15 protein-coding genes are annotated in these 23,113 nt (G+C 44.7%); 14 read left to right on the forward strand and 1 reads right to left on the reverse strand.

Annotation, left to right across the window (positions count from 1 at the left end; all coding sequences use genetic code 11):
- The first annotated feature begins 110 nt into the window (after nucleotides 1-110).
- The 4 genes from wbaP (at nucleotide 111) to C3F38_RS10320 (ending at nucleotide 5,142) form a co-directional block, all read left to right on the forward strand.
- Nucleotides 111-1,544, forward strand: a complete 1,434-nt coding sequence (gene wbaP / locus C3F38_RS10305) for an undecaprenyl-phosphate galactose phosphotransferase WbaP (RefSeq protein ID WP_055317738.1) — start codon at nucleotides 111-113, stop codon at nucleotides 1,542-1,544.
- A gap of 98 nt (nucleotides 1,545-1,642) precedes the next feature.
- Nucleotides 1,643-2,848, forward strand: a complete 1,206-nt coding sequence (locus C3F38_RS10310) for an EpsG family protein (RefSeq protein ID WP_080479055.1) — start codon at nucleotides 1,643-1,645, stop codon at nucleotides 2,846-2,848.
- A 46-nt stretch (nucleotides 2,849-2,894) separates the two neighbouring features.
- Nucleotides 2,895-4,109, forward strand: a complete 1,215-nt coding sequence (locus tag C3F38_RS10315; RefSeq protein ID WP_055317724.1) for a glycosyltransferase family 4 protein — start codon at nucleotides 2,895-2,897, stop codon at nucleotides 4,107-4,109.
- 40 nt (nucleotides 4,110-4,149) lie between these two features.
- Nucleotides 4,150-5,142 (forward strand): glycosyltransferase family 1 protein, encoded by a 993-nt coding sequence (locus C3F38_RS10320; protein WP_071934112.1) that lies wholly within the window; start codon nucleotides 4,150-4,152, stop codon nucleotides 5,140-5,142.
- Nucleotides 5,143-5,192: 50 nt separating this feature from the next.
- Here C3F38_RS10320 and C3F38_RS10325 read toward each other — a convergent pair whose 3' ends face one another.
- Nucleotides 5,193-6,377 carry a cellulase family glycosylhydrolase gene (locus tag C3F38_RS10325; protein ID WP_071934113.1) on the reverse strand — a complete coding sequence of 395 codons (1,185 nt, stop codon included), beginning with the start codon at nucleotides 6,375-6,377 and terminating at the stop codon, nucleotides 5,193-5,195.
- Nucleotides 6,378-7,004: 627 nt separating this feature from the next.
- On the opposite strand from C3F38_RS10325, the gene C3F38_RS10330 reads away from it, so the two are divergent.
- From C3F38_RS10330 to cpsG, 10 genes are all read left to right on the forward strand, one after another.
- Complete coding sequence (locus C3F38_RS10330; protein ID WP_369916970.1) at nucleotides 7,005-7,709, forward strand: glycosyltransferase family 4 protein; 705 nt, start codon at nucleotides 7,005-7,007, stop codon at nucleotides 7,707-7,709.
- 46 nt (nucleotides 7,710-7,755) lie between these two features.
- Nucleotides 7,756-8,910: a glycosyltransferase family 4 protein gene (locus tag C3F38_RS10335; protein WP_055317725.1), complete on the forward strand. Its 1,155-nt coding sequence runs from the start codon at nucleotides 7,756-7,758 to the stop codon at nucleotides 8,908-8,910.
- A gap of 29 nt (nucleotides 8,911-8,939) precedes the next feature.
- Entirely contained in the window at nucleotides 8,940-9,773 is an 834-nt protein-coding gene (locus C3F38_RS10340; protein WP_103767464.1) for a glycosyltransferase, read from the forward strand.
- Between the two features lie 65 nt (nucleotides 9,774-9,838).
- Nucleotides 9,839-11,278 carry an MOP flippase family protein gene (locus tag C3F38_RS10345; protein WP_055317748.1) on the forward strand — a complete coding sequence of 480 codons (1,440 nt, stop codon included), beginning with the start codon at nucleotides 9,839-9,841 and terminating at the stop codon, nucleotides 11,276-11,278.
- Between the two features lie 488 nt (nucleotides 11,279-11,766).
- Nucleotides 11,767-14,766 (forward strand): DUF4214 domain-containing protein, encoded by a 3,000-nt coding sequence (locus C3F38_RS10350; RefSeq protein ID WP_055316621.1) that lies wholly within the window; start codon nucleotides 11,767-11,769, stop codon nucleotides 14,764-14,766.
- Between the two features lie 390 nt (nucleotides 14,767-15,156).
- Nucleotides 15,157-16,923, forward strand: a complete 1,767-nt coding sequence (locus C3F38_RS10355) for a type I secretion system permease/ATPase (RefSeq protein ID WP_047728091.1) — start codon at nucleotides 15,157-15,159, stop codon at nucleotides 16,921-16,923.
- Nucleotides 16,924-16,977: 54 nt separating this feature from the next.
- Nucleotides 16,978-18,309 carry an HlyD family type I secretion periplasmic adaptor subunit gene (locus C3F38_RS10360; protein WP_038881050.1) on the forward strand — a complete coding sequence of 444 codons (1,332 nt, stop codon included), beginning with the start codon at nucleotides 16,978-16,980 and terminating at the stop codon, nucleotides 18,307-18,309.
- A gap of 2 nt (nucleotides 18,310-18,311) precedes the next feature.
- Nucleotides 18,312-19,688 (forward strand): TolC family outer membrane protein, encoded by a 1,377-nt coding sequence (locus C3F38_RS10365; RefSeq protein WP_055316574.1) that lies wholly within the window; start codon nucleotides 18,312-18,314, stop codon nucleotides 19,686-19,688.
- A gap of 276 nt (nucleotides 19,689-19,964) precedes the next feature.
- Complete coding sequence (locus tag C3F38_RS10370; protein WP_055316575.1) at nucleotides 19,965-21,389, forward strand: mannose-1-phosphate guanylyltransferase/mannose-6-phosphate isomerase; 1,425 nt, start codon at nucleotides 19,965-19,967, stop codon at nucleotides 21,387-21,389.
- A gap of 14 nt (nucleotides 21,390-21,403) precedes the next feature.
- Nucleotides 21,404-22,771 (forward strand): phosphomannomutase CpsG, encoded by a 1,368-nt coding sequence (cpsG, locus tag C3F38_RS10375; RefSeq protein WP_055316577.1) that lies wholly within the window; start codon nucleotides 21,404-21,406, stop codon nucleotides 22,769-22,771.
- Nucleotides 22,772-23,113: the final 342 nt, after the last annotated feature.

The raw sequence follows: 23,113 nt of genomic DNA on the forward strand, positions 1-23,113 counted from the left end.
AGAGTAGTCACTTGATTTCCCTGTAATTTTTAAGTTAGATATATATTGAAGATAACAAGAGAGATTTGTTAGGGTCTCTGCTTATCTAGCATTTAGGGATGGGAAAGCTTATGAGTGCCATGAGTTACTCAAAAAAAACTAATTTAGTTAAAATTTCTTTGGCATTATCAGACTTTTTATTTTTTAATCTTTCATTGTTTATTGGTGTATTTATCGTTGAGTTTTTTGGCGGTGACATAGATAATTTTTTACCTGAAACTGAAATGCCCGCAAGGCTTTTTACCCATATAATGCTTTCGTTATTATGTGTGACTTGGTTTTGGGTGCGGTTACGCCATTATACATATAGAAAACCATTCTGGTTCGAGCTCAAAGAAATTCTAAGAACGCTTCTTATTTTTTCCATCTGTGATTTGGCTCTCGTCGCTTTTTCAAAATGGCAATTTTCCCGCTATGTGTGGGTTTGTACGTGGACTCTTGCTTTGCTGATGGTGCCTTTTGCGAGGGCATGTACAAAACACTTCCTAAACAAAATTGGGCTGTGGAAAAAACATACCGTCATTATTGGAGCGGGCAAGAATGCGCGGGATGCATATGCAGCGTTACAAAGTGAAGAGGTTATGGGATTTGCCATTACGAGCTTTTTCTCACCGACTTCGAATTCAAAAAAAGAACTATTAGGTATTCCTGTTGTATATGACGAGGATAAGTTATGGGCACAGTGCGACCCGGCGACGACTCAATTTATAGTAGCATTAGAGTTAGAGGAAAATATAATCCGAGATGAATGGTTAAAAAGATTGACAACGCATAATTGCCGTTCCGTTTCCGTCATCCCAACTCTTCGTGGTGTTCCGCTGTATGGCACTGATATGTCGTTCATCTTTAGCCATGAAGTGATGATATTAAGAGTGAATAATAATTTGGCGAAAAGGACTTCACGCTTTTGCAAACGCGTTTTCGATATTATTGGAGCAACGAGTATAATTGTTTTGCTCTCACCGGTTTTGGCCATTTTAGCTTATCTCGTTTCAAAAGATGGTGGTGCTGCCATTTATGGGCATGAAAGAGTTGGGCATAACGGTAAAAAATTCAAATGTTTGAAGTTCCGTTCGATGGTTGTAAACTCGCAGGAAGTATTGCAAGAGCTATTAGAGAACAATGCCGAAGCTAGAGCTGAATGGGCCAAGGATTTCAAGCTGAAAGATGATCCCAGAATAACTGCCGTGGGTAAGTTCATTCGCAAGACGAGTCTTGACGAATTACCCCAACTCTTTAATGTAATAAAAGGTGAAATGAGTTTAGTTGGGCCTCGACCTATTATAGAAAAAGAATTGGAGCGCTATGCCGGCGATGTAGATTATTATCTTATGGCAAAACCAGGCATGACAGGTTTATGGCAGGTGAGTGGACGTAATGACGTTGACTATGAAACACGAGTATATTTTGATGCGTGGTATGTGAAAAATTGGTCAATGTGGAATGATATTGCGATTTTATTTAAAACTATTGGTGTTGTAGTCAAGAGAGATGGTGCTTATTAGTTTTCAGGAGACCATGAATTGTGACTCTGCTCAATTACTACTCTATAAGGCTATGTTTTTCATTTTTGCTATGATGTGCAATAATAACTTAAGGCTGCATGATGAATGAAAGTTATCTTAAACGATTCGAATTCTTATTTTATGCCTTTTTCTTGGTCTCTTTCTCACTTCTTGCGGCTATTTCGCCCGTGCTTGGCTTTTATGTCCCGATAATATTCTTGGCATTGAACTTTGGAAGTAATAAAACATTCAGGATATTAATCTCAATAATAATATTGTATAGCAGCATGTTTGTCTTTGCATCAAGAAATATTGCCAGTGGTTCTATAAAAGATGACTTTGCCAATATATATTTCCCTGTTTTTAATATGCTTACCCACGGAAGCACAATATTTTATTATCAATTCACTAAGGGGGCTGAATTCTTCCTGCCACTATATTTTAAAATAATCTATAACGTTTTCGGTATTTCTCAGCCAGTACCAATCATGGCTGCAGTTACCGCTTTATGCTTAGGGTTGTTTTATATTTGGCTTGAAAAGTATGGTTTGAAGAGTATTAGTGAAAATAAGCGTTCATTATGTGTTGCATCATCACTTGCCCTTTTGGTATTTGCTGTAACCACGCAAAATATGAGGCAGGCAATATCATGTGTTTTTTTGCTTTACGTTATAACTTTTTATTTTGAGCGAAAGTGGCTGCTATTTTACGTATTCCTATTCTTGGCAACGACATCACATGTTACTGCTCTCTTAATATTTCCTTTGTTCACTATTCTAATGGGGGAGAATGAAAGAAGGAAGAAGATACTTGCTGCCACAGCAGTATTTGTCTCGTTATTCTTTAACATCGTTATAGGTATTATAATCGCGAAAGGCTTGCTTGGAACTGCAACATATAAACTTCTATTTTATGCGGATGTAGACTCAGGTGATATGACACTTGGCTACCTGAAGTACTTATTTATAACGTGTGTTGTTGGTATTTTCTATTTCTCACCGGAACATAAAAAATATAAAAGTCTTCTTTTCTACGGAACATTCATTTACTTCGTCTTAACGCCGATTCCTGTTGTTTCTCATCGATTGCTTATGTTGATGGTTGCATTTATGAACGGTTACCTAATGTTTTTGGCATTTTTTAGGATATTATGGGTCTATAGAATTATCTTAATAGGATATTGTGTCTATAGAATATTTAAAATAGGGCCTTATTTCTCACCTGATACTGGCGATGATAGCTTTATGAACCTTTGGTTTAGCTACCCTTGGGTAGGTGAAACTTTCTTATATTACCTCAAGTAGAAGTGATAGTCTTTGTAATATAAGGCAATACTTGGATTCAACTAAAATGAAAATTATCATTTTTAATACGCTCTATTACCCATACCAAATTGGTGGCGCAGAGCGCTCAGTACAGCTCCTTGCTGAAAGTTTGAGTAATAACGGAGATGAAGTTACCGTTGTTACCTTACATGATAGCAATGATGTGGAACAGGTTAATTATAATGGTGTGAGTATAGTAAGGTTGCCATTGCTGAACTTTTATTGGCCTTGGAGGGAAGTGCAGGGGCGAGTAACTAAGCTATTTTGGCATATACGTGACATTTATAACAGTAAAATGCTAGAGATAATCACAAATAGGTTTGCCAGCGAAACCTATGATGTCGTACATACCAATAATCTTTGTGGGTTTTCTGTAGCTGTGTGGGAATGGGCAAAACAAAGAAATTTTCCTATTGTACATACTGCACGAGATTACTATCTGATGAATCCTAATGCGAAATTATTTCGCAAAGGGGAAAATCATTCACCGAAAACAATTGATTCATTGATTTTTTCTTTCGTCAAGAGAAGAGATGCGCGAAAAGTTACTAAGTTTGTGGGGATTAGCCAGTATATTAAGAAATTACATGTTCAAAACGATTTTTTCAGGAATGAAATATCCGAAGTTATCTATAACAGTATTGATATAAAAAGAACCCCATGGCCGAATAAAAGAAAATATAAAGACGGCGGCAGGGTTACTTTCGGGTATTTAGGCAGAATAGAGGAAAATAAAGGAATTGAGTTTCTGCTCAATGCACTAGATAAACTAGGCAGAGAAGATCTAAATTTGCTAGTGGCCGGTAAGGGGGATGACGAATACCTACAATTTTTGGAAAGAAAATATTCAAAAATTAATGTTGAATTTATAGGCACAGTCAAGATTAATGACTTTTTCCCTCAAATAGATTACCTGATTACGCCATCATTGTGGCATGAACCATTCGGCCGAGTGGTTGTTGAGGCTAATTCATTTGGTGTCCCTGTCTTAGGTAGCAATCGAGGAGGGATCCCTGAAATCATTGTTGAGAACGAAACTGGGTTTGTATTTGATGCCGATGATCAGTACTCACTAGTTACATTGTTGCAGAATGTTTTAATGTTCGACGGTCATAAATATAGCACGCTATCAGAAAATTCTGTTTTATTTTCACAAAAATTTTCGAGTGAAAATGTTATGAGAGAGTATGTAAGAATTTATGATGATGCAATTCAATCGAACAGTGCTGAAAGAATGTAGAGTATTAAAAATCGTATTGGCTATTAGCGAGTGAAATTATATGATAGAAAGAGAGTTTATCTTTGATAATAGATGGATCGGAGAACATGGGATAGGCCGCTTTGCTAAAGAAGTGCAAAAAAGTAATTTAAAATTAGAAGAAATAAAACTAGCAGGAAATCCAGCGGGGAAATGGGATGTACTGAAGTTAACGCTTTTTTTACTTGTTAATAAAAGTAAATATTATTTTTCTCCCGGGTATAACGCACCTCTTTTATGTGCAAAGCGCTCTATTATTACAGTGCATGACCTGAATCATATTGATATAGATTCAAACAGTTCTTTTTTGAAAAGAGTTTACTATAACTACGTTTTAAAAAGAGCGTGTAAAAATGCACTTATAGTTTTTACTGTGTCAAAGTTTTCCAAGAAAAGAATTGTTGAATGGTCAGGTACCAACGAAGAAAAAGTTATTGTCGTTGGAAATGGCGTATCAGATGAGTTCGATAAAAATGCAGTCGCGTATAAAAATGTATCACCTTATATTCTTATGGTTGGGAATAGAAAGGAACATAAGAATGAAGATATGGCATTACTTGCCTTTTTAAAAGCAAAAATATCTTCTGATTATCAATTATTGCTGACTGGTGATTCATCACCAAAGTTGACTGATATTTTGGCCAAGAATAATGCTTCTGATAGAGTAAGATTTCTTGGTAAGGTAACAAATAAAGAGTTAGCATCCTTGTACAAAGGGGCTACTTGCTTACTTTTTCCTTCTCTATACGAGGGGTTTGGGCTTCCTGTTATTGAGTCCATGGCTTGTGGGACACCAGTTATTACTTCTAATACGACTTCTTTACCAGAAGTTTCAGAAGATGCCGCCTTATTAGTTAATCCTAATGATTTAAATGAGATAACAGGCGCAATTGAAATAATTGTCAATAATGCAGACATTCGCGATTCAATGGTGGTAAAAGGATATAAGCAGGCTGAGAAATTTCAGTGGTCAGAAACTCGGGGTATCATAGAGAATGCAATTAATCGCCTTTAGCCTTTAGTTAGAGAAAGGCCCTGCCAAGGCAGGGCCCTTTGAGTATTGACTTACATTGAGCTCAGGCTTGTCAAAAAATCATTGAACTCGTTAACATTGATTGGATGATATTTTCTCCAAGAGATTTGTGTTTGCTTGTTTGTCGGTGAAACTATCGATATGGTTATAATTCCTTTGCTGCTTTCACTTTCTGTAAAACGATAGGAATCATCTTTAACAACTCTTGCGAGTTCTTTTACTGAAACAGCAGATTTTTTCGGTGTGTTAGTGGTACTGAAGAAACCATAGTTATTTTCCGGTTCATCCTTATTGCTGCCATCGTCAATGAGATCATACCACCAAAGTCCTTTGATATAAGGTTTACTTCTGGCTAACATAGTGAACTTTATTATATTCTGCGCAACACCGTCTTGAGATAGGTCCTTAACATTATACATTGTAGGGTAGCCATTCTCACTAATATATATATCTTTAGGCTTGCCGGTCTTGCTAACAATAAGTTTTTCAACTTTTTCTATTTCTTCAATTCCCCTTTCCGGAGGTTTAGTTCCAGGGGTTGAAATTCTTGTTGAGTAAGCATGGACTGAGATGGCATCAGAATAATCCAAGATGCCATTGTCAATTAGTCCATCAAGCCATGTCATATATTTTGGGATAGTAGGGTTTATTGAGCCAACCATAACTATTGCGTTAGGATCGTTTTGCTTTATTCTTTTATAGCTTTCTCGTGCTAATGCCGTGTAAACTAAAGGATCTTCTGGTGGGATTGAATTTTTTTTTACACCTGTTCCTTGCAGCCATTCATTCCATATTTCATAGTATCTCACTTTATCTCTATAATGATGAGAAACCCAGTTAGCATAATTTGCGAAGGCATTGATCTGGTCTTGAGAATATGGATAGCCTGATGGAGTATATAGCTCATTGCCGTAGTCCAGCACAAGCAGTGCAGTTGTTGATTTGTCCTTACTGATTATTTGTAACAGCTCATTACTTTTTTCAAGTGGGCCCTGAATTGAGTATATTCCCTTTTCTTTTTCAGTGCTGTTCCAGCTAAAGTCGGTTCTAAATGAGTTAAACCCATACTGTTTTGCTAGATTTACATAGTTTTCTGTAGGTGCACTGAATTCCGCTGGATGAACCCCGATACCCAATTCGAAGGCGTATACAGTGCTGCATGCGAGGCTTAATCCCAGCACAGTTAAGATGTTTACATGAAGCAACGATTTTCTCATGACTAGCTCCAATTGTGTTACTATTGAGTATAGCATTACGAGTATATGATTCGCTCTCTAACATGGCAAATGACACTGAAGAGTATTTTAAAAGTAACTATTAATAGTGAATGCAAAATATTGCTTTCTCTCGTTATTTGATGTTCCGCCTGACGTTAGAGCAATTTGCGTGGACATATGATATCTTTATGTGTCAGTTTTTTTTGATTGATGTTGGCAATAGTAAATCTTACCAAGCTTCAGAGGCCGTTCGATGCTATATGTTAATGCTCGGTTTTTAACACAAGAAGTTACTGGTGTGCAGCGGTTTGCAGAGATGATCTCTCTAGAACTTTCTCGTTTAAAGAAAGATATATGCTTCTTATGTCCTCCTGAAATTTTGAGGCTTGGCACAGCAGAAAAATTGAATGTTAAGATTATCGGCCGTTTCTCGGGCCCCTTGTGGGAGCAGATTGAGTTACCTAATTTCCTCAAAAAACTTGACAATCCTCTTTTGTTAAATTTAGGAAGTACTGGGCCTGTTTTCTATGAAAATAAAATAGTCACTCATCATGATGTATCATATCTTAGGTATCCTAGAAGCTACTCAAAATCGTTCGTTTTTTTTATAAACTGATCATTCCTTTAATGGTGAAAAGATCAAGACATCTTATTACTGTTAGCGAGTTTTCAAAGTCTGAAATAAATCAAGCATATAAAACAGAGCTAAGTAAAATATCTGTTATCTATAACTCAGCCAATGTTCTGTTTGAGCAAAAAAAAATTTTAGAGCACAATGATAATCAGGAAGTATATTTGCTGGCTGTCTCTTCCCCTAATTACCATAAGAATTTCCATGGGATGCTGGACGCATTCTTGAGTGCAATGGAGAGAGTGAGTTGCAGTAATATTATAAAACTTAAAATTATCGGCGCCACTTCCCCTATATTTTCAAAACCAAAGTACCAGCGGAACAAATACTCTAATAATGTAGAGTTTATTGGTAGGGTCGATGATAAAAAACTTGCAGGACTCTATCAGAATGCTCTGGCTTTTATTTTTCCTTCTTTTTATGAAGGGTTTGGCATTCCACCTCTAGAAGCTCAGGCGTCTGGCTGCCCTGTTATCGCATCAAATAAGGCTGCTATCCCTGAGGTTCTTGGTAACAGCGTATTATATTTTAATCCCGATAGCTGTGTGGATATTAGTGATGCAATGGTGAGAATTATTGAAAATTCAGATTTACGTAGCTCATTGATTTCACTCGGTCTTGAGAATGTGCGCAGATTTTCTTGGGAACAATCTGCTCGAAAAGTTATCGCTCTTGTGAATAACATTGAAGAAAGTTATTAATACTGCTTTTTAATAGAAGTTTAATTACTGGTTTTAAGGGTTTGTTATGTCAAAGGATTTAAATGTCGGTATTATTGCTGATTGGTTGGTCAGTTATGCCGGTGCTGAGAAGGTTATTTCAGAGTTTATTGATATTTTTCCTGAATCAGAGCTCTATTCTGTTGTTGATTTTCTCTCCGATAAATCACGAGAGCTTTTTAATAATAAAAAAGCCAAAACTACGTTTATCCAAAACTTACCGTTCGCGCAGAAGAAGTATCAAACCTATCTGCCACTTATGCCACTTGCCATTGAGCAACTAGATGTTTCTAAGCATGATGTAATATTATCTAGCAGCCATGCAGTCTCAAAGGGAGTGCTTACTGGTCCCGATCAATTGCATATTAGCTATGTGCACTCACCAATTCGTTATGCTTGGGATCTGCAGCATCAGTATTTGAACGAGTCAGGTATGAGGAAAGGGGTTAAAAGCATGTTGGCCCGTTTCTTACTCCACAAAATTAGAATGTGGGACTATCGAACTGCAAACGGAGTTGACCATTTTATTGCTAATTCTAAATTCATTGCAAGAAGAATAAAAAAGGTCTATGGCCGTGAGGCTGATGTAATATATCCGCCCGTAGATGTGGAGCGTTTTTCTCTGGTATCAAAAAAAGATAACTATTATTTTACCGCCTCTCGGATGGTACCATATAAGAGAATGGACCTCATTGTTGAGGCTTTTAGCCATATGCCGGATAAAAAATTAGTTGTCATCGGCGATGGTTCAGAAATGAAAAAGATAAAGTCTAAAGCAAGTGGAAACATCGAAATTCTTGGTTATCAAAGTAATGATGTTATGAAAGAACATATGCAAAATGCGAAAGCTTTTGTTTTCGCCGCTGAAGAGGATTTCGGTATCACGCCTGTTGAGGCGCAGGCTTGTGGTACGCCTGTGATTGCTTTTGGAAAAGGTGGTTCCTTAGAGACAGTACGACCTTATGGCATTGATAATGCCACGGGTTTCTTCTTTAGAGAGCAAACTATTGCTTCGATCGTAGATGCGGTCTCACAATTTGAAAATCATGTTGATGCTGTTTCACCTGACGCTTGCAGAAACAATGCGATGAGATTTTCTTCGACCAGGTTCAAGCAAGAAATGGCACAGTATATAAACGAAAAATATGAATTATTCAAAGATAAAAAATCAATCGTTTATTAATTATCACGGAATGTTAAGTAGAGGACTTTATGCTGGTTGTTAATTTAACGACAACATCTGGACGATTAGACTTATGTGCGGTTACTCTTTGGTCCCTCATTCATCAAGAGTTGTTGCCCGACCGAATTGATTTATACATATCTCATGATGCTTACATGGCTGATAATGGAATAGATAATCTCCCTGAGTGGTATGAAAAATTAAATAATATAAAAAAAATCATTAATATTAAGTATGTCGAAAACACTGGTCCCTACCGGAAGATTTTTCCTGCATTGGCAGAGTGTGCTCAAGATGACATTTTGGTTTATGCTGATGATGATGTCGTATATGGTAGGTGTTGGTTAAAGACATTAGTTTCTACTTTTAATAGATTTAATGGTGAGGCTGTTGTTGCGGCCAGAGTCAGAATTAAAAATAAGAATTTATTTGGACGATACCAGAGTTATAATCGATATGCAGTCTCTCTTTCCGAAAGGGAGATGTCTAATGATTTTATTATTACCGGTGTGGGAGGATGTGTTCTCAAAAAGGAACATGTGCTTGAATCCTTCATAAGTAATCACGAATTTATCAATATAGCTCCGCGTACTGATGATCTTTGGATTAGCAAGTTACTTGAACTATCGGGAAGTAAGGTTGTTACTTGCCCTAAAGCGCTCGTACATGTCATGGAAATTCAGCACTCTAATGATGCGCTGAGCCAAACAAATAATATTATTTTTAAGACTAAAGGATTCTCTAAATTTATGGTAAAGGTTAAGAATTTGATTTTTGGCTATTTTGGTGTTTCTCTGTCTAACAATGATCAGATTATGCGTAAGATTGATTCTTATTTTTCCATGGAAAGAAAAATTGATTAATTTAGTGTCTTTATACTTTATTTCTGCCATCACTGATAAGTTTTTTTCGTATCCAAGAGGGCCTCATGGGGTTATTTAATAACGTCAAATGGGTTACCATATCTCAATTGATAAAAGTCGTTTGTCAGCTTTTAGGCATGATTATCTTCTCTAGGTTTTTGACCCCTGGAGAGATAGGCGTAATGTCGATGACGCTGATTGTTGTCAACTTCGTAAATGTTTTACGGGATATGGGTTCATCGGCGGCTATAATACAAAGAGATGAACTTACCGACAGCCTTAAATGTAGTGTTTTTTTTCTCAACTTATCCCTGGGATTTTTTTTGTTTATTATAGCTTTTTCACTCTCTGGTGTTATAGCTAACTTCTTCAAAGAGCCGGAGCTGGCAAACACAGTGAAAATAGTAGCGATTGCCTTCCCTATCAATAGTATGACAGCAGTACATCTTGCTTTACTTGAGAGAGAGTCAAAATTTAATAAGACAGCTGTGGTTGAAATTACTGCCTCGATATTGGCCCTTGTTATGGCTGTTTTTTTTGTCATATATGGAGCGGGTGTTTACAGCTTAGTTATTCAAACTGTATTGTATGCAATAATAAGCGCACTGGGTTTTTGGATCTATTCTGGATGGTTGCCTAAGTTTAGATTCAAACTTGATGATGTTCGGTCAATTTTCAGGTTTAGTTCTAATTTAGTGGGTTTTAATTTTATAAATTATTTTTCACGAAACTCAGATCAAATAATTATCGGTCGTTCCTTTAGTTCAGCTGTGTTAGGCCAGTATTCTCTTGCATATAGGGTAATGCTATTTCCAATACAGAACATAACATTTGTACTAACGCGCTCTCTTTATCCTGTATTAAGTCGACTGCAGGAAAATAACGTTGAGGCTGTTTCTACTTATTTTAAAGTTATTAAAACGATAGCTATTGTCATTCCTCCATTGATGTTGGGGATGGCAGTGGTAAGTCATGACTTTGTGCTTGTTGTCTTTGGCGCACAATGGACCATGGTAGCCGATATGTTAATTTGGTTGGCCCCGGTTGCCATAATGCAGTCTATGGTAAGTACTACGGGCTCAGTTTTCATGTCTCGAGCGAGGACGGATCTCCTTCTAAAGATTTCCTTGTATAACTCTATCCTGCAGGTAGGGGCATTCGTTATAGGTGGTCTATTTAGCATTGCTGTCCTCATTAAACTTTATCTTATCGCAAACGTTTTTATGTTTGTGCCAAATATGTACTTGGCTGTAAAAGAAATTGGGGGGGGCTTTATTTCTTTTCTTTCCGTGATCATTCGTCCACTGTTAGCGGCTGCGATGATGGCAATACTTTTGATGGTTATATCTGATTATATTGATGTTTTTTCAATGGAAGGTATAACCGCACTTATTCTAAAAGTGGCTTTAGGCATATTGTTCTACTGTGTTTCAATTCTTATTTTTGAATGGAAGCTTGCGTCAAGTTGGTTCAAAACCAGGAAGATGAAAAGTCTTAATTTTTAGTTAATTTTAATCTTTCCATTTTTCATAAGGGTATACCGTGGTGTTTGTATTTTTACATGAGATTTTATTATAAACACCACTTTTCATTCCTAGTTTAGTTACCATATCAGAAACCATATCTTAATCTCCTCGAGAAAATTTATTTAGGTAAAAAATCCTATACACCTCAATATCTCCGCTTTTTCCTCATGGGCTTCTCTTAAATATCCAATTCTATCTCTTTGAATTAATTCATTTTTTGGCTTTAATCTCTTTTATACTGTTGCTAATTAAACTTTTTCAACGAAAATTATTTTGTTTTTTTATTTTTTCAGGTCTAACCTAACTTATTGTATATTCAGGTTATTTTAATTTCTTTTTGCTCGCATTGACAATGCTAAAACTATGAACTGTACTCACCTTGGTTGCCATCTCATCTTTTGTGGCATCTCTTTTTGTTTATTTTATGGCTTCTTAACAGTTTTACCTATATCTCGCAGGGGGATTCTATGTCGGGGTTAGCTTATCAGCAACAAGCCGCAGCTATTCTTTATGCCGTATTGGGGACTAAAGCTACTATTTCTGCTTTTGATCAAGTTGGGGCGCAGTTTGAGAGTGGTACTCTTTCTAGCAGCGCATATGTTCAGAATCTGCTGTCTTCTTCACAAGGAGTGGCCTTATATCAAGGGAAATCAACGTCAGACGTTGTTCAGGCTATTTATACAACTGTTTATGGACAGGCACCTTCTGCCGCCGAGTTATCTAGCCTCCTTTCGCTAGGCTCTCTCCCGGTTATCTTGTCTTCTGTTATTAATAATGTATTGAATTACAGCGGTTTTGATGCGACTCAACTTGCCGCACAAGATTCTTTTACGAATACCATTAATACTATTCTTTATCCTTCTGTAAATGCTGCCGCAGCTCCTGGTGCCGCTGATGTTCAAGGGCTTTTCTACGTTTTTGGCATGGGTACAACAACCGATGCTTTAAATACATATGGTGCGGCTATTGCGTCTGGCGCTCAAACCGTTTCTGATGTTGCTGCTGCAATAATAAGTTCAAGAACGTATCTATCCGGAATCAGTAATAGTGACTTTGTAGCACGTCTTTTCACTAATGGTTATCAGCGTTCGCCTACTCAGACTGAATTAAATCAGTATCTGAGTGAATTATCTTCAGGTACAACAAGAGCTCAGGTTGCCCTGGAGGTAATTGCTTCATTGAAAGGCACAGTTGCTTCTTCCGATGCGGCTGCTCAGGCCCACTTTAATGGTGCGCTTACAGTGTATAGCCCTGGACAACTTGCCGGATTGGCTTATCAGGAACAAGTTTCTTCGATTTATTTAGCTGTCCCAGGCCGAGATATTGATGCATCTGGTGTTGATCCTTATTCGAAAAGCCTTGCAGCAGGTCAAACCTTTAATAGTTTAATCAGCACGCTTTTAGCTTCTTCCGAGTTTCAGCGTAAAGGAGCCCAGCTCACCGGTAACGACTTTGTTCAGCATGTATATACAGCTGTTCATGGCACGGCTTCGACCGCGGCTCAGTTGGCCCAATACAGCGGGTTGGCAAACAAATCCTTAATCGTCAGTGCAATTATTAATGACCTCCGCACATCAGTAGCAACTGATAATGCGACTGTTACTCAACAACATGCTTTCGAGTATGATATTGGTAGCAGCTTACTTTACAAAACAGCGGCCACGCTTTCAGTCACATCTGGGGGAGGGAATGCTACTGGTACTGTAAATACTGGTGCTAGTCATACCCTGAGTAATGCTGAAACCGCTGTACTTGCTAACGCTGTACTGAATGCCAACGCCGCCAGCCTGGTCAACCTGAAGTTCGCCGATCATCTGGCTAACCTGACCATCAATGGCACCAGCGCGGCAACGGTGAATCTGTCTGATAACGGCGTCAACCCTGGCGTGGCGGTGACTGTCAACAACGGCAACGTCATTCTGAACGCCAGCTCCGGTTCAGACAACGTGGTCGTGACTTCGACGGCTAACATCGCGACCGGTACCGCACAGTTTAACCTCGGCGCCGGCAATGACAGCCTGCACTGGGCGGGTAACGCGGTTTCCGGCGGTGCGAATACCGTTGCCAATACCGTCAAGGCTGACGGCGGTACCGGCACGGACTCCATCTCTGCCAACTTCATCACCAAAACCGTCGTGACCAACCAGAACGCCCTGGGCATTCGCACCAGCACCGTGACCAGCAACGCCAACAACTTCTCGAACTTCGAGAAGATCGACCTGACCGGCTATATCGGTAAGTCTGTCGGTACGCTGATTACGACACCGCTGATTGGTTCACCGACCACCACCAGCGTCACTACGCCAACCCACACCTTCGACTTTGGCCTGACCAACGGCACGTCTACGGTAGAAGGGACTACGGGCGGTACGGTCACCCAGAACGCGGCGGCGACCAACCTGGGGGCGCAAGGGTTCGTGATCTCCGGCCTGGCTAACGTCAACGTCATCAACGCTGCCGGCGGTAACGCCGCACAGCTGGAAGTGAAAGGGGACGCGACCTCCGCCAGTACGCTGAACTTCACCTTCGTCCAAAACGCCACCGACCACTTTAACATCAACTTCGACGCGGTAAGCTCGGCGAACGTGAATGCCGGCGCCATCAGCCTGAACAGCAGCAGCAGTGCGCTGTTGGGCACCGCGCTGACGACGGTGAACGTGGCTTCCGGCGGTACCGGCTCGTTCAGCAACATTCTGTCCCTGGCTGGCACCAATGCGCAGGTTCAGACCGTCAACGTGACCGGTGACCATGCGCTGAACTTGACGTTGGGCAGCGGCTTCAGCAACGTTCGTGATATCAATGCGTCCACCAACACCGCGGGTCTGAATCTCGACTCCAGCCATGGCGGTACCGGTGATGGTATCATCGTTCAATTGCTGAACATTCTGCCGCTGAGCGTCATTACCACCAACCTGTTGGCACCGGTGTTGACGGCGTTGGGCCTGAACGGTTACCAGATGACCGTAGAAGGCTCCAGTGCTGCCGATACCCTGGGCGTTATTGGCAACACCACGCTGACCGGTGGCGCAGGTGCCAACACCTATAACATCAAGGCGAGTAACACGCAGTCGGGTGTGACCATCAAGGACTTTAATAGCCTCAAGGACTCGATTGTCGACGTCAACCATGGCGGCCTGACTATCTCCGATAACGCCAGCGGCACCGCGGTAGCGAACTACGGTACGCGCTCTGCCGACACGTTGGATGCGTTGTTGGGGACACTGGTCGGCGGTTTGACCAATGGCGTTATCGGCCTGCTGGGCGGTATTCTCGGTCTGGATAGCAGCAACTCCCTGACGGCGAAAGTGGGTGTGGCATCCGTTGTATTCAGCGGTGGCGGCAATACCGCCAGCTCCTATGTGATTATCGACAACAACGATAACCACACGCTGGACCTCAACGATACCGTGGTATACCTGACTGGGCAAAACCACCAGCAATTGGTGGATACTCTGCACTACGCCTAAGTATGCGTTCCTGTGGGGTATAATTCCCATTGAAACTGTTAGTCAATAAATAATACGGGGTGTGTAAACACCCCGTATTCTTTGAAAATTGTGAACTACGTCATTATCTCTAATTTATTCCCTTTCGCACTAAGCTCGCTTTGCCCTGTCTGTTATTTACCCCGCTGTTTTTATTTGTTTTTTTCTGTGGTTCGTGAGGCGATTTTTTTTGCTTACGGCCTTGCTGATATCCACTTTCTCTACCTATAGTTAGAAAAAGTATCTGCAGTCTCGAGCATGTCTGGGGTGGGGGTTATTTAGGATTTATTTTATTTTTCCCTTTTTAGGATTTTCCTTATAAGAGTCCAATGCGGATTTTGACTGACAGTACACATGATGTAAGGGTAGAACGTGAATCAATTTATCCCGCGCAACGAAATTGCGGATGTTATACGGACTCGCAGCAAGGTTTTCTGGACCGTTGGCATATTTACCGCATTTATTAATTTATTAATGCTAGTTCCTTCTATCTATATGCTCCAGGTTTACGACCGGGTGCTGCCTTCGCGCAATGAAATCACGCTGTTAATGCTGACGCTGATCATGCTGGGTATGTTCGGCATGATGTCCTTGCTGGAATACGTGCGCAGCATGGTGGTGATCCGTATCGGCAGCCAGCTGGATATGCGGCTCAATACGCGCATTTATACTGCGGCTTACGAGGCGAATTTAAAAAACGGCTCTTCCGATGCCGGCCAGATGCTGAGCGATCTGACCAACGTGCGTCAATTCCTGACCGGCAGTGCGCTGTTCGCCTTCTTCGATGCGCCGTGGTTCCCTATTTATCTGCTGGTGATTTTCCTGTTTAACCCTTGGCTGGGGTTGTTCGCACTGGTGGGCTCCTTGCTGTTGATCGCCCTGGCGGTGATCAACGAAGTGGTGTCGAAGAAACCGTTGGCGGATGCCAGCCGGCTTTCAATCATGTCGGGCAATCTGGCCAGCACCAACTTGCGTAATGCCGAAGTGATTGAAGCGTTGGGGATGTTACCCAACCTGAAGGGGCGCTGGTTCAGTTTGCATCAGCGCTTCCTGAACAGCCAACGTATCGCCAGCGAGCGGGCATCACGGGTCACGTCGATCACGAAATTTGTGCGTCTGTCGCTCCAGTCGCTGGTTTTGGGCCTGGGGGGCTGGCTGGCGATCGATGGGCACATCACGCCGGGCATGATGATCGCCGGTTCCATTTTGATGGGGCGCACGTTGGCGCCTATCGAGCAGGTGATCAACGTTTGGAAAAGCTGGAGCTCCGCCAAGCTGGCTTACCAGCGCCTGGTGCGTTTGTTGGAGCAGCATCCGCCGCGCGGTACCGCCATGTCGCTGCCGCGCCCGGAAGGGGTGATTTCCGTTGAAGGGGTGACCGCGACGCCGCCCGGCTCGAAGGGGAGCGCGGTGTTGCATAACGTCAGCTTCGCCATTCAGCCGGGAGACGTGCTGGGGATTATCGGGCCAAGTGCGTCCGGCAAGTCGACGTTGGCGCGCCTGCTGGTCGGCATCTGGCCAGTCAGCGAAGGCATCGTGCGGCTGGACAACGCCGACATCTACCAGTGGAACAAGGACGAGCTGGGGCCTTACATCGGCTATCTGCCGCAGGATATTGAGCTGTTCGCCGGCAGCATCGCGGAGAACATCGCCCGCTTCAACGAGCTGGACTCGGAGAAAGTGATCGAGGCCGCCAAGTTGGCCGGGGTACATGAGCTGATTCTGCGCTTCCCCAATGGCTATGATTCGGTTATTGGCAGCGGAGGCGCCGGGCTTTCCGGTGGACAGAAACAGCGTATCGGTTTGGCGCGCGCGCTGTATGGCGATCCCTCTCTTATCGTGCTGGATGAACCCAACTCCAATCTGGACGATGCCGGCGAGCGGGCGTTGAACCAGGCCATTACGTTCCTTAAACAGCGAAATAAGACGGTGATCCTGATTACGCACCGCACCAATCTGCTGGCGATGACCAACAAGCTGCTGCTGCTGGTTAACGGGAACGTCAATGCGTTTGGCCCAACGCAGCAGGTGCTGCAGGCCTTGGCGAATGCGCAAAAAGCGCAGGTGCCTACGCAGGCGGTGCGTGCGGTGAACTCCGAGCCGGATGAAGGCGATGTTCCTAAAACTCAAATTAATTAAGCCGTGAACTGGCCTGGCGGCGCCGTTGCGTCGCCGGCAGTCAAAGGAGTTGGTATGTCTACGCATATTGGCGAGCCGAATGACTCGTACTCAGAACAGATCCCGCTGGATGAGCGCCGTTATACCCGTCTCGGGTGGTTGGCGCTGGGTGTGGGCGTGTTCGGTTTCTTGGCCTGGGCGGCGTTTGCACCTTTGGACAAAGGGGTCGCGTCTCCGGGATCGGTAACCGTTTCCGGCAACCGTAAAACGGTGCAGGCACCGGCCAGTGGCATCATCAAAAATATCGTGGTGAAAGACGGCGACAAGGTGAAAGCCGGCGAAGTCCTGGTACAGCTGAGCCAGGTGCAGGCACAGGCGCAGGTCGATTCGCTGCGCGATCAGTATTACACCACGCTGGCGACCGAAGGGCGCTTGCTGGCTGAACGGGACGGTCTGAGCAAGGTCACTTTTTCCCCTGTTTTCGCTCAGGTTAAGGATCAGCCGCGTGTCGCGGAGATCATTGCGCTGCAGACGCAGCTGTTCGCCTCCCGCCGCCAAGGGTTGCAAAGTGAAATTGACGGTTATAAGCAGTCGATGGACGGGATCCGTTTCCAATTGAAAGGCCTGCAGGACTCACGCGCCAACAAACAGATCCAACTCTCCAGCCTGCGTGAGCAGATGAACAGCATGAAACAGCTGGCGGCGGACGGTTACCTGCCGCGCAACCGCTATCTGGAAATTCAGCGCCAGTTCGCCGAGGTGAACAGCAGCATCGATGAAACCGTCGGGCGGATTGGCCAACTGCAAAAGCAGCTGCAGGAATCTCAGCAACGCATCGATCAGCGCTTTGCCGACTATCAGCGCGAGGTCAGAACGCAGCTGGCGCAAACCCAAATGGACGCCAGCGAGTTCCGCAACAAGCTGCAAATGGCCGATTTCGATCTGGGCAACACCGCTATCACCTCACCGGTGGACGGCACCGTGGTCGGATTGAATATCTTCACTCAGGGGGGCGTCGTGGGAGCGGGTGACCACCTGATGGACGTGGTACCCAGCCAGGCGACATTGGTGGTGGATTCTCGCCTCAAAGTCGACCTGATCGATAAGGTGTACAACGGGTTGCCGGTGGATCTGATGTTTACCGCCTTCAACCAAAACAAAACCCCGAAAATTCCGGGAACGGTCACGCTGGTTTCCGCCGATCGTCTGGTCGACAAAACCAATGGCGAACCTTACTACCAGATGCAGGTCACGGTCTCGCCGGAGGGCATGAAAATGCTCAGTGGCGAGGACATCAAGCCGGGGATGCCGGTGGAAGTGTTCGTGAAAACGGGGTCACGCTCGCTGCTGAGCTATCTGTTTAAACCTATTTTGGATCGCGCTCATACTTCATTAACCGAGGAATAATTTTGATTCATTCAAAACGACAGGCTGCCGGTCTGGTTATCGGCACCCTTTTGTTTGCGATGTCTGCGCCGGTTTATTCGATAGGGATTTTAGACGCATATTCGCTGGCATTAGAAAAGGACCCGACCTTCCGGGCGGCTATAAAAGAAAAAGAAGCGGGAGATGAGAACGAAAATATCGGCAGGGCGGGGCTGCTGCCGAAGGTATCGCTGAACTACCAGAATTCGCCGCGCAACTGGCAAACGCAGAAGTACCCGCAAAGCGATTTCTTTGGCAACATTACGGAAGCGACGCGTCGTCAGCAGTACCGCAGCTACTCCAGCTCGGTGACGTTGACGCAGCCGCTGTTCGATTATGAGGCCTATGCGCGTTACAAAGGCGGCGTGGCGCAGACGATGATGTCGGATGAACGCTACCGCGGCAAACTGCTCGATCTGGCGGTGAGGGTGATCAGCGCCTATGTCGAAGTGGCCTATTCCAAAGATCAAATCGCCCTGGCAGAGGCGCAAAAAGCGGCCTATAAAGAGCAGCTGGCGTTGAACGATCGGCTGATGAGCGCGGGTGAGGGAACGTTGACCGACGTTTCCGAAACGCAGGCGCGCTACAGCCTGGCCGAGGCGCAGGTGATCGAGGCGCGCGACGCGCTGGATGCCGCGCAGCGCGAGCTAGAGGTGATCATCGGCGTGCCGTTGAATCAACTGGATGAGCTGCAGGTCTTACGGCCAGGCAAGTTCCAGGTGGCACCGCTGATCCCGTCGAAGTTCGAAGAGTGGCAAAAGATCGCCCTGGAGAATAACCCGGTGCTGGCCGCCTCGCGCCACGGCGTCGATGCGGCAAAATACGAGGTAGAGAGAAACCGCGCCGGCTTTATGCCGAGTGTGCAACTCTATGCTTCGCATTCGGAGAACGATTCCAGCAGCGACAACACGGTTAACCAGAAATATCGCACCGACAGTATCGGGGTGCAGGTGAGTTTGCCGATTTACTCCGGCGGCGGCGTGGCGGCCTCAACGCGGCAGGCGGCGGCACGCTACGGCCAGGCGATGGCCGAGATGGACACGCAGGTTGGCACGACGCTGAACGATCTGCGCAAACAGTTCAATCTGTGCATCAGCAGCCGCGCCAAGCTGGCGGCCTACGAGCTGGCGGTGAAGTCGGCGACTACGCAGGTGACGGCGACCCGGCAGAGTGTTTTGGCGGGGCAGCGCGTCAACGTCGATGTGCTCAACGCCGAACAGCAGCTCTATAGCGCCCAGCGCGATCTGGCCTCTGCCAAGTACAACTACATTAAGTCCTGGATTACCCTGCTGAGCGACTCCGGCACGTTGGACGAGAAGGATGTGCTGCGCGTGGCGCAGTATTTCGCCCGCAGTAGCTAGCAACATATTCTCTATGAGCATTAATCTGAAAGAGCAGCACTAAGCTGCTCTTTTTTGCGTTAATACGTTATGTTATCGGCTCGTGATTGCTCTCGTATTTTTGCTAACCTAGCTTATTTCTACACATAATTCCCGTTAAAGGGCAGTAGGTTAGAGAAATTTATATTTTTAGTAAAAGCGCGGCGATTGGTTGACGATCGTATGAGTTTTAGAATGATGGTGCCGCTGAGGTGTGGCGTCTTCGTTATAAGCATGATTCTGAGTAAAGGGTAGATAATGTCCAAACTAATTCCTGTGGTTATGGCTGGCGGTACTGGGAGTCGTCTATGGCCGATGTCGCGTGAATCGTTTCCTAAACAGTTTTTGTCTATTGATGATAGTGGCGTAAGCCTGCTGCAACAGACGTTACAGCGTTTGTCGGGCCTGGCTGGCATTGAAGTTGCCGCTCCTCTGGTCATCTGCAACGAGGAACATCGTTTTTTAGTTGCCGAACAATTACGTGAAATTGGACAGTTAGCGACCAATATTATTTTAGAACCCGTAGGACGTAATACCGCCCCCGCAGTGGCGTTAGCCGCTCATCTTGCTGCTGAGGGAGACGAAGAGAGTATGCTTTTGGTGCTGGCAGCGGACCATCTGATCACCAAAGTGGGTAATTTTCACGCGGCTATTCAGACGGCTATTTCGTTTGCAGAAAACAACCAACTGGTCACGTTTGGCATTATCCCTGAGCACCCTGAAACGGGCTATGGCTATATTAAGCGTGGCGAGCACCTTTCCAATGCATGTTTCAAAGTTGATTCGTTCGTTGAGAAACCGCGTTTGGAGAAAGCGGTTGAATACCTCGCCAGCGGTGATTACAGCTGGAATAGCGGTATGTTTATGTTCAAGACGGCCAAGTTCCTGCAGGAACTACGGCAGTTCAGTCCTGAAATTTTCAGCACAACCCAGCAGTCTGTGAGCAACAGTCAACGCGACATGAATTTTATCCGGGTTGGGCAAGACATCTTCAAACACTGCCCGAGTGACTCCATCGACTATGCGGTGATGGAAAAGACGCATGACGCGGTGGTGATTCCTATTGATGCGGGTTGGAGTGACGTTGGTTCCTGGTCCTCATTGTGGGAAGTGTCAAAGAAGGATCATTTGGGTAATGTCAACGTGGGTGAAATTATCTCGATCGATTCCAATGATAACTACATTTCCTCTGAGTCCGCGTTGGTGGCGACCATCGGGCTGGAAAACCTGGTTGTGGTCAACACCAGTGATGCTCTACTGATTGCTCATAAAGACAAAGTGCAGGATGTCAAAAAAGTCGTCGATGAGCTTAAAAAGCGAAACCTTCATCATTTCCGCCAGCATTCAGCCTCTTATCGCCCCTGGGGCAAAATTTGCGACATCGACAGCGGCCCGCATTTCCAAGTGAAAAAGATCATTGTGCGGCCAGGCGAAGGCTTGTCAGTACAACGTCATCTCCACCGTGCTGAACATTGGGTGGTCGTGAGCGGGACGGCAAAAGTTAACGTTGATGATAAAGAGTTCTTCTTATCTGAAAATCAGTCCACCTTTATTCCTGCGGGCAGTGTCCATACGTTGGAAAACCCCGGCAAAATCGATTTGGAAATGATTGAGGTCAGATCGGGTCGCTATTTGGAAGAAGATGATATTGAACGCTTACAAGATCGTTATGGCAGAGTTTAAGAAAGGGTTTGGCAATGCAAAAGTTGACATGTTTTAAAGCTTACGACATCCGGGGAAAATTGGGCGAAGAGCTGAATGAGGACATCGCGTACCGTATTGGGCGCGCCTACGGCGAGTTTTTGAAACCCAAGTCTATCGTATTGGGCAGCGATGTACGCTTGACCAGTGAAAGCCTGAAGCTGGCGCTGGCGAAAGGCTTACAGGATGCGGGTTCCGACGTGATCGACATCGGCTTAACCGGGACCGAAGAAATCTATTTTGCCACGACCTATTTAAAAACGGATGGTGGCGTGGAAGTCACCGCCAGCCATAACCCTATCGATTACAACGGCATGAAGTTGGTGCGTGAAGGCTCTCGCCCGATTAGCGGCGATACCGGGTTACGGGCGATCCAAGAACTGGCGGAGAAAAACCAATTCCAGGTGCCGACGGCAACGCGCGGTCGCTATGTTCGCCAGGACGTATTAGGGGCTTATGTAGAACACATTCTGTCCTACGTCGACGTGACAAATTTCAAACCGTTGAAGCTGGTGATCAACTCGGGCAACGGCGCGGCGGGGCATGTGATCGATGCTATTGAAGCGCAACTGAAGGCGCAGGGTGTACCATTGGAGTTTATCAAGGTGCATCACCAGCCGGACGGCACTTTCCCTAACGGTATTCCCAACCCATTGCTTCCTGAGTGTCGTGCGGATACTGCCGATGCGGTGCGTGAGCATGGCGCTGATATGGGTATTGCGTTCGACGGCGATTTCGATCGCTGCTTCCTGTTCGATGAAAAAGGTGATTTCATTGAGGGTTATTATATCGTCGGCTTGCTGGCGGAGGCCTTCTTGCAGAAACAGCCGGGCGCGAAGATCATCCACGATCCACGTCTGAGTTGGAACACCGTCGATGTGGTCACCGGTGCCGGGGGCGTACCTGTGATGTCGAAAACTGGCCATGCCTTCATTAAGGAACGCATGCGTGCGGAAGATGCCATTTATGGCGGAGAGATGAGCGCCCACCACTATTTCCGAGATTTTGCTTATTGTGACAGCGGCATGATTCCGTGGCTGCTGGTCACTGAACTGGTCAGCGTGAAGGGACAAACTCTGGGACAGCTGGTACAGGATCGCATTGTCGCCTATCCGTCTTCCGGTGAGATCAATATCAAGCTGGTTCAGCCGGCCGCGTCTATCGAAAGCGTTAAGCAACACTATTTAGCGCATGCCGACGAGGTGGACTATACCGATGGCATCAGCATGGCGTTCGCAGGCTGGCGTTTCAATCTGCGTTCCTCCAATACGGAACCGGTAGTGCGTCTTAATGTCGAATCACGTGCTGATGTTGCGCTGATGCAAGAAAAAACCGACGAGATTTTGGCGCTGTTGTCAAACTGAGTACGTCGCGAAAGGAGCACTATAGAGCTGTCTTGGACAGCTCTTTTTTTTTGTAAGGCTTAAACTACCCATGTTCTGTCTTACACGCACTTGGGATGCTTTAGAAAGGCAGTGAGGTTTTCTCTTGATATAACCAAGAACGGGGCTAAATATTTTAGCCTCTTTGCAGGGAGCCTGGTCAAAGCCACCTGGTAGGCCGATTGTTTACTTACCGGCCAAAACCAAGTGCACCAAGGGAACTCTGGGGACATATGGATGGTCAATTATGATCGAAAAGGCGTGCGTGAGTCCAAGTTTCATTTAGAATCAATTGATTGCTTAAAGAAGACAGTTCATCTGGAG

It is taken from the genome of Serratia sp. SSNIH1, from assembly GCF_002935055.1.
Classification (GTDB): domain Bacteria; phylum Pseudomonadota; class Gammaproteobacteria; order Enterobacterales; family Enterobacteriaceae; genus Serratia; species Serratia nevei.